Annotated in this window: 5 protein-coding genes; 1 reads left to right on the top strand and 4 read right to left on the bottom strand. The window is 69.2% G+C overall.

Features of this window, described 5'->3' with window-relative positions; translation table 11 throughout:
• Positions 1–386 (top strand): hypothetical protein (locus ACWCOV_RS40385; RefSeq protein ID WP_449834671.1); only part of this gene is annotated, 386 nt, incomplete at its 5' end.
• On the opposite strand, the gene ACWCOV_RS40380 is transcribed toward ACWCOV_RS40385, so the two are convergent.
• The 4 genes from ACWCOV_RS40380 to ACWCOV_RS40365 form a co-directional block, all read right to left on the bottom strand.
• On the bottom strand, positions 371–2,323 hold the full coding sequence (locus ACWCOV_RS40380) for a heparinase II/III domain-containing protein (RefSeq protein WP_449834670.1): 1,953 nt from the start codon (positions 2,321–2,323) through the stop codon (positions 371–373). The two genes, ACWCOV_RS40385 and ACWCOV_RS40380, sit on opposite strands and share 16 nt — an antisense overlap.
• A 141-nt stretch (positions 2,324–2,464) precedes the next feature.
• Entirely contained in the window at positions 2,465–3,640 is a 1,176-nt protein-coding gene (locus ACWCOV_RS40375) for an acyltransferase family protein (RefSeq protein ID WP_449834669.1), read from the bottom strand.
• 78 nt (positions 3,641–3,718) lie between these two features.
• Complete coding sequence (locus tag ACWCOV_RS40370) at positions 3,719–4,090, bottom strand: hypothetical protein (protein ID WP_449834668.1); 372 nt, start codon at positions 4,088–4,090, stop codon at positions 3,719–3,721.
• Positions 4,091–4,187: 97 nt separating this feature from the next.
• A complete protein-coding gene (locus ACWCOV_RS40365; protein WP_449834667.1) occupies positions 4,188–4,694 on the bottom strand; it encodes a hypothetical protein in 507 nt (168 codons plus the stop codon).
• Positions 4,695–5,103: the final 409 nt, after the last annotated feature.

The raw sequence follows: 5,103 nt of genomic DNA, 5'->3' as shown, positions 1-5,103 counted from the left end.
CCGCGCTGGCCTGGCGCGCTGTCTACTGGGGCTTTCTTGCGTTGTTCGGCGTGGGCGCGTTCGTCCACCTCGGCCTCGCGCTGTTCAGCCCCGACTCCTACCAGCCGTTCGCCGACGAGGCACTGTTCGGCTGGGTGTACGACGGCTGGCAGAACGTCTTCATGGCGGCGCCGACGCTCTGGGCGTTGGTTCTGGGCGCCGGTGAGCTCCTGGTCGCCGTCCTCCTCGTCCGCTCGCGGCGGATCGGCTACGTCGCTGTGGTCGTCTTCCACCTCGCGCTGATGCTGTTCGGCTGGGGCTTCTGGCTGTGGTCCGTGCCGGCGCTCTGCTTCGCGGTACCCGCGATGGTTCACGAGTACCGCGCCGCGCGTCAGCCGATCCGGTAGACCGAACCGCCCCCGGAGACACCGATCGATGCTCGCCGGCCACCGACGTTCAGGTTGATGACGAACGTCGTACCCGACCAGCGCGTCGTGTAGGTGACCCCGCCGGAGGCGCGAACCGGGACGACGAACGACAGGATCGACGCCGACGTGCCGGATCGTGCGAGCATCAGGGTCGGCGCGGACTGCCGGACGTAGCTGCTCGGGTAGTGCCAGCCCTGGATCGGGTTCGTCTGCCCCTGCTTGACCAGGGTCGCGCCCGGTGGCAGCGCCTGTTTGAACGGGAGCTGGAAGACGACGGTCCGAGTCGAGTCACCCGGCCGCATCGCCACCGCGGTCGTCCGCGGGTACACGGTTGCCCGCTGATCCGGCGGGAGGTGCCACAGCGTCTGGAACGCCTGCGCGGTCCGCGCCGACGCGCGGTCCCAGGTGACCAGCAGGTCAGGGTCCTTCAGGACCAGGACCGACCGGACCCGGCTGATCCCGGTGCCCGGCGCATCGGTGAACTGGTACGCCTCTGCGTTCGCCTTCACCGACGATCCGGTCAGCCTCGTCGCCGGGTTGAGAGCCGCCGCCGAGGGTGTCGTCAGCACGCTGTGTGCGGCCGGACTCACCGCCCAGGTGCGCCACACCCCGGCCGAGTACGCCGCGTACCCGCCGTCGATGACGATGTCCCGGCCCCGGGCCGTGTAGGTGATGCTGGTGTGGTCGAAGTGCCCGTGGAACGCCCGCGCGGGACCGAACCTGATGCTGTACGTCGACTCACCCGCGAACCCCCTGGTCGCGTCGGTGCCCCAGCCCGTGCGGCCGAAGACATAGCCGGCCGAGTAGATCCCGACCCGCCACGGCGGCACGGTGCCCTTCGCCCCCAGCGAGCCCGCGTACTCCATCGGCGTACCCGTCCACGGGTACGTCGCCTGGACCCGGGCGTCACCGAGTTGGTGCAGTTTGCCGAGCGAGTTCGTCGCCAGCGCCAGCCACTTGGCGAGCAACGCGCGCCGGGTCGCGATCGTCGTCCCCGGATCGACGCCGCAGTTGACCAGCGCGGTCGACGCCCGGCCCCACAGTGAGTAGTTGAAGGCTGCGTAGCCGGTCGACTGTTCGTTGGTCGAGCCCTGCGAATCGATCGACGTCGTGATGCCCTGAGCGAGTCGCTGCTGCGCGAGGTTCTTGTAGTCGGTGCGGTTCAAGGTGCAGCCGACGCCGAACAGGGCGATGCTCTCGTCGGTGCCGTGGTTCCAGGCGCCGCTCCAGTAGTTGGTGAGGAACCGCGCGTGGCTCAGCAACGCCGTGTCGACCCAGGCGTAGCGAGTCGGCACGGTGGTGACCTGCAGACCCGACAGGATCGCTTGGCGCAGACAGGTCAGCACGTTGGTCCGATGCATGGTGGACTCCCACGCGCCGACGTTGCTCTTCCACGAGTACGGGTTGTCGCGGTACCAGTCGTAGGCGATCGTGTTCACCCGGGTCAGTGCGGTCAGGTCACCCTTGCCCGCGGCAATGATGCCCTGACCGAGCCAGCGCAGCGAGTGGAACCACATGTACCAGCTGGCGTTCTTGTACGGGTTCGATGCCCAGTTGATGTTTCCGCCGCCGTTGCCCACCCGGTACGGCGCGTACGGACCCCAGGTGAACACGTCGCGGTACAGGTTCGCCAACGGGTTCGTGGTTTCGATCCCGCTGAACCCCGGACACGCGTAGAACGGCGCGGCGAGGGTCTGCACCGGATTCTTCCCGATGTCCTGCGCCGGCGGCGCGATCGGCGGTACGACGTTGCTCTGCCCGGCCACGAACTGCGCCTCGTCCGGCTCCGGCACGTCGGGCAGTATCGTGATTCCGGGCGGGGCCGCCGGCGCCGGCGACGCCGTACTCAACGGCCCCGCAACCAGCGCCAGCGCTGCACATCCCGCCGCAACCACAGCCAATCCGGTGCTTCTCATCAGTCGTCCATCCCCTGAGTCGCCGCCGACCGGCAGCGATTCCTTCGAGGGTCCGACTGGTAGCGGACGGTCAGCAGAGACCAAGGTCCTGACCTGGCGAGGACCTCGCGATCGCCTCGCCCTCCGAAAGGCCCACCGATTTCACAGCACCCTGGCCACCCCGGGAATCCGGCTGATCAGAAGCCAGGCCGCCACGTACGAGCAACTCACGCCGCCGAGGGCGACGAGCAGGGCCTTGACTTCGGCAGGCACGCCGAGCGGGCGCAGCGCGAGCGCCAGTCCCAGCAGGAAGAGCGTTTGCAGCATGAAGGCGCCGTAGGCACTGCGGCTCATCCGCGGTCCCCAGCGGTACCTGTGGCACAGCCGGCGCTGCGCCACGCTGAGAAGCCAGATCGACCCGAAGACGGTCAGCACGGCGTCGACGACGGCGAACGCGGCAGCCGCCAGATGCCAGCCACCCATCGCCTCCTCGACGGGGCGACTGAAGAAGACTGTCGCCAGCAGCGCCGCCATGGCAACGGCGCCCACCAGGGTCAGCGTCCGGCACCGACCGGCAAGCTGTTCCGGAACCGTGGTGGTCCACCCCTGACGCGACGCGGAGACACCGACGGCGAACGCGGCGATGCAGACCGGCCACTCCCAGAAGTTGAGGTCCGTGACGCCGCTCTCCGAGCCGTAGGGATAGACCAGCCTGATGGCGAACGAGGCCGGGGCCACGACGGCAGTTGCCAGCAGCAACGTGCGCAGCGTGATGCGCCGGACGCTGCTACCACGGTGCCAGGTGGCCCAACCGGCGTACCCGAGGGAGAAGATCAGGAGTACGCCGACGAACCACAGCGGCCCGGTGTCGAGCCGGCCGGCGGCGAGGTACTCCGCCCAGAACGACCCTGGCGCATCGCCCAGCCGGTGGCGCAGTACGTAGGTGAGTGCCGGCTGCACCAGTAGGACGTACAGCGCGAACGGAAGACCGAGGCGCAGCAACCTGTCGCGAACGAAACGCGTCGTCCCCTTGGCCTCGAGGGACGGTGGTGTGAGCAGCCCGGCGATCAGGAACAGCAGCGCGATCAGGAAGAAGGCGAACGGGCTCAACAGCACGAACAGCACGACCTCGGTCACGGGTGCCAGCGTGACTTCCCGCAGCTCCGTGTACGTCCACACCTCTACGGTCGAGGCGTAACCGAGTACGGCGTGGATGACGATGATGGCGGTGATCAGGACGACCTTGAGATTGTCGAGGTACGGTCGGCGCGACGACGCCCACTCCTCGAGTGGGACCCGGTCCCGCGAGGAGCTTCGCCCGGCCAGGCGCGCAGTCATGACTCGATCGCTTCCAACGGGAACTCGGCCGGTGCGGCGGCGTGTGCGTCGCACCGGCCGTTGCGGTGCACAGCTGGATCAGACCGGGTGGCCGGCACGGTCCAGCCAGCCGGCGTGGTCCATCAGCTCGATGGCCACGACGACCAGGATCGACCCCATGAAGAATGCCAGCAGCACCTCCGCCGCGACAGTCTCCGCAAAGGCCAGCGCGACGACGCCCAGCGCGACGGACACCACCGCGATCCCGATCTCGATCTTGCCGAGCCGATCCCGCTTGGTGCCGCTCAGCAGCAGCCCGAACGCCAGAACGCCCAGCAGCAGCCCGACCGCGGCCATACCACGGGCATCCTCCACGAACGGCATGTCACCGTCGATCAGGTAACCGACGTACGGGATGCCGATAGCGACGACCAGCAGGGTCGCAACAAGATCTCTTGCCTTCAGCTTCATCGAATTTCACCTCCTTCCCGCACCTTCACCGTCTGCCCGCAGGCATCCGGGAAGCAGGGCCGAAGGTCCGTGATCGTGCTGCGAACGGCCCGCCCGCTCACACCGCGGATGCGCCGGCCACCTCCGGCCCGGCGTCCCGGCTTCTGGCCGCCGCCTTGCGGCGGGCAGCCGCGCCAGGTTCGTTGGCCACCGTCACGCCGCCGAAGACAGCGACTGCGTGGAGGTTCAGCCGGGCGGCGTCGGGCGGCAGGCGGTCCGCCGACCCGCTCAGGTCCTCGACTCCGCCGAAGACCGACGTGCCGGACAGAGCCAGCCGCCATCGAGCCGGCAGCAGGACGTCCACCCCACCGAAGATCGCGACAGCGTCGACATCCGCCTCGGCCTCGACCTCGGCGTCGCGTAGGTCGAGAGTGGATGCGCCGAACACGGCCGTGGCATCGGCCCTGGTCAACGGTCCGGACCGGATCTTCGTGGTCGCCTCGCCGAACATCGCCCAGGCGCTGGCGTCGCGCGCCGAAGAACGGAACCTCCGGAACAGTCCGTAGCCCACAGCAGCCCCGACGACGACGGCGAAGCCGACGAACACCAGCCGGATTCGTTTCATGATCCACTCCCTGGCCGGCACAGCTGAGCCTGGCGGCGCCTCCAGGGCGTTTGTGCTCGCCCATCACGCGCCCGGCCCCCGACGCGACCAGCGGCTGCCGGAGGCGGGCGCCCGGCCTGCTCCACACGGTGACCGAACTGCGTCCGCTCTGCGCGAATCCGACCGTGGCAGGCTCGTCTAGCAGCAGACCACGTGCCACTTGCGCCTCTGTCCGGAACCGTCAGACTGCACCGTGTCGGCGTCGCCGGTCGCGACGCAGGTTCCGGTTGGCACTCGGCGCCGGGAACCGCGGCCGGTTCCACAGCCGGTTCCACAGCCGGTTCCGCGGCTGGCTCCGGGGCCGGTTCCGCGGCCGGTTCCGCGGCTGGCTCCGGGGCCGGTTCCGCGGCCGGTTCCGCGGCTGGCTCCG

The sequence above is a fragment of the Kribbella sp. NPDC002412 genome (assembly GCF_053592935.1).
Note: the sequence above shows the minus strand (reverse complement) of the source record. Positions and strands in the feature narration are given on the sequence as shown.

What these genes read in the sequence shown, in the direction of transcription:
- ACWCOV_RS40380 (WP_449834670.1), bottom strand. Translation starts at nt 2,323, where the DNA reads ATGAGAAGCACCGGATTGGCTGTGGTTGCGGCGGGATGTGCAGCGCTG.
- ACWCOV_RS40375 (WP_449834669.1), bottom strand. Translation starts at nt 3,640, where the DNA reads ATGACTGCGCGCCTGGCCGGGCGAAGCTCCTCGCGGGACCGGGTCCCA.
- ACWCOV_RS40370 (WP_449834668.1), bottom strand. Translation starts at nt 4,090, where the DNA reads ATGAAGCTGAAGGCAAGAGATCTTGTTGCGACCCTGCTGGTCGTCGCT.
- ACWCOV_RS40365 (WP_449834667.1), bottom strand. Translation starts at nt 4,694, where the DNA reads ATGAAACGAATCCGGCTGGTGTTCGTCGGCTTCGCCGTCGTCGTCGGG.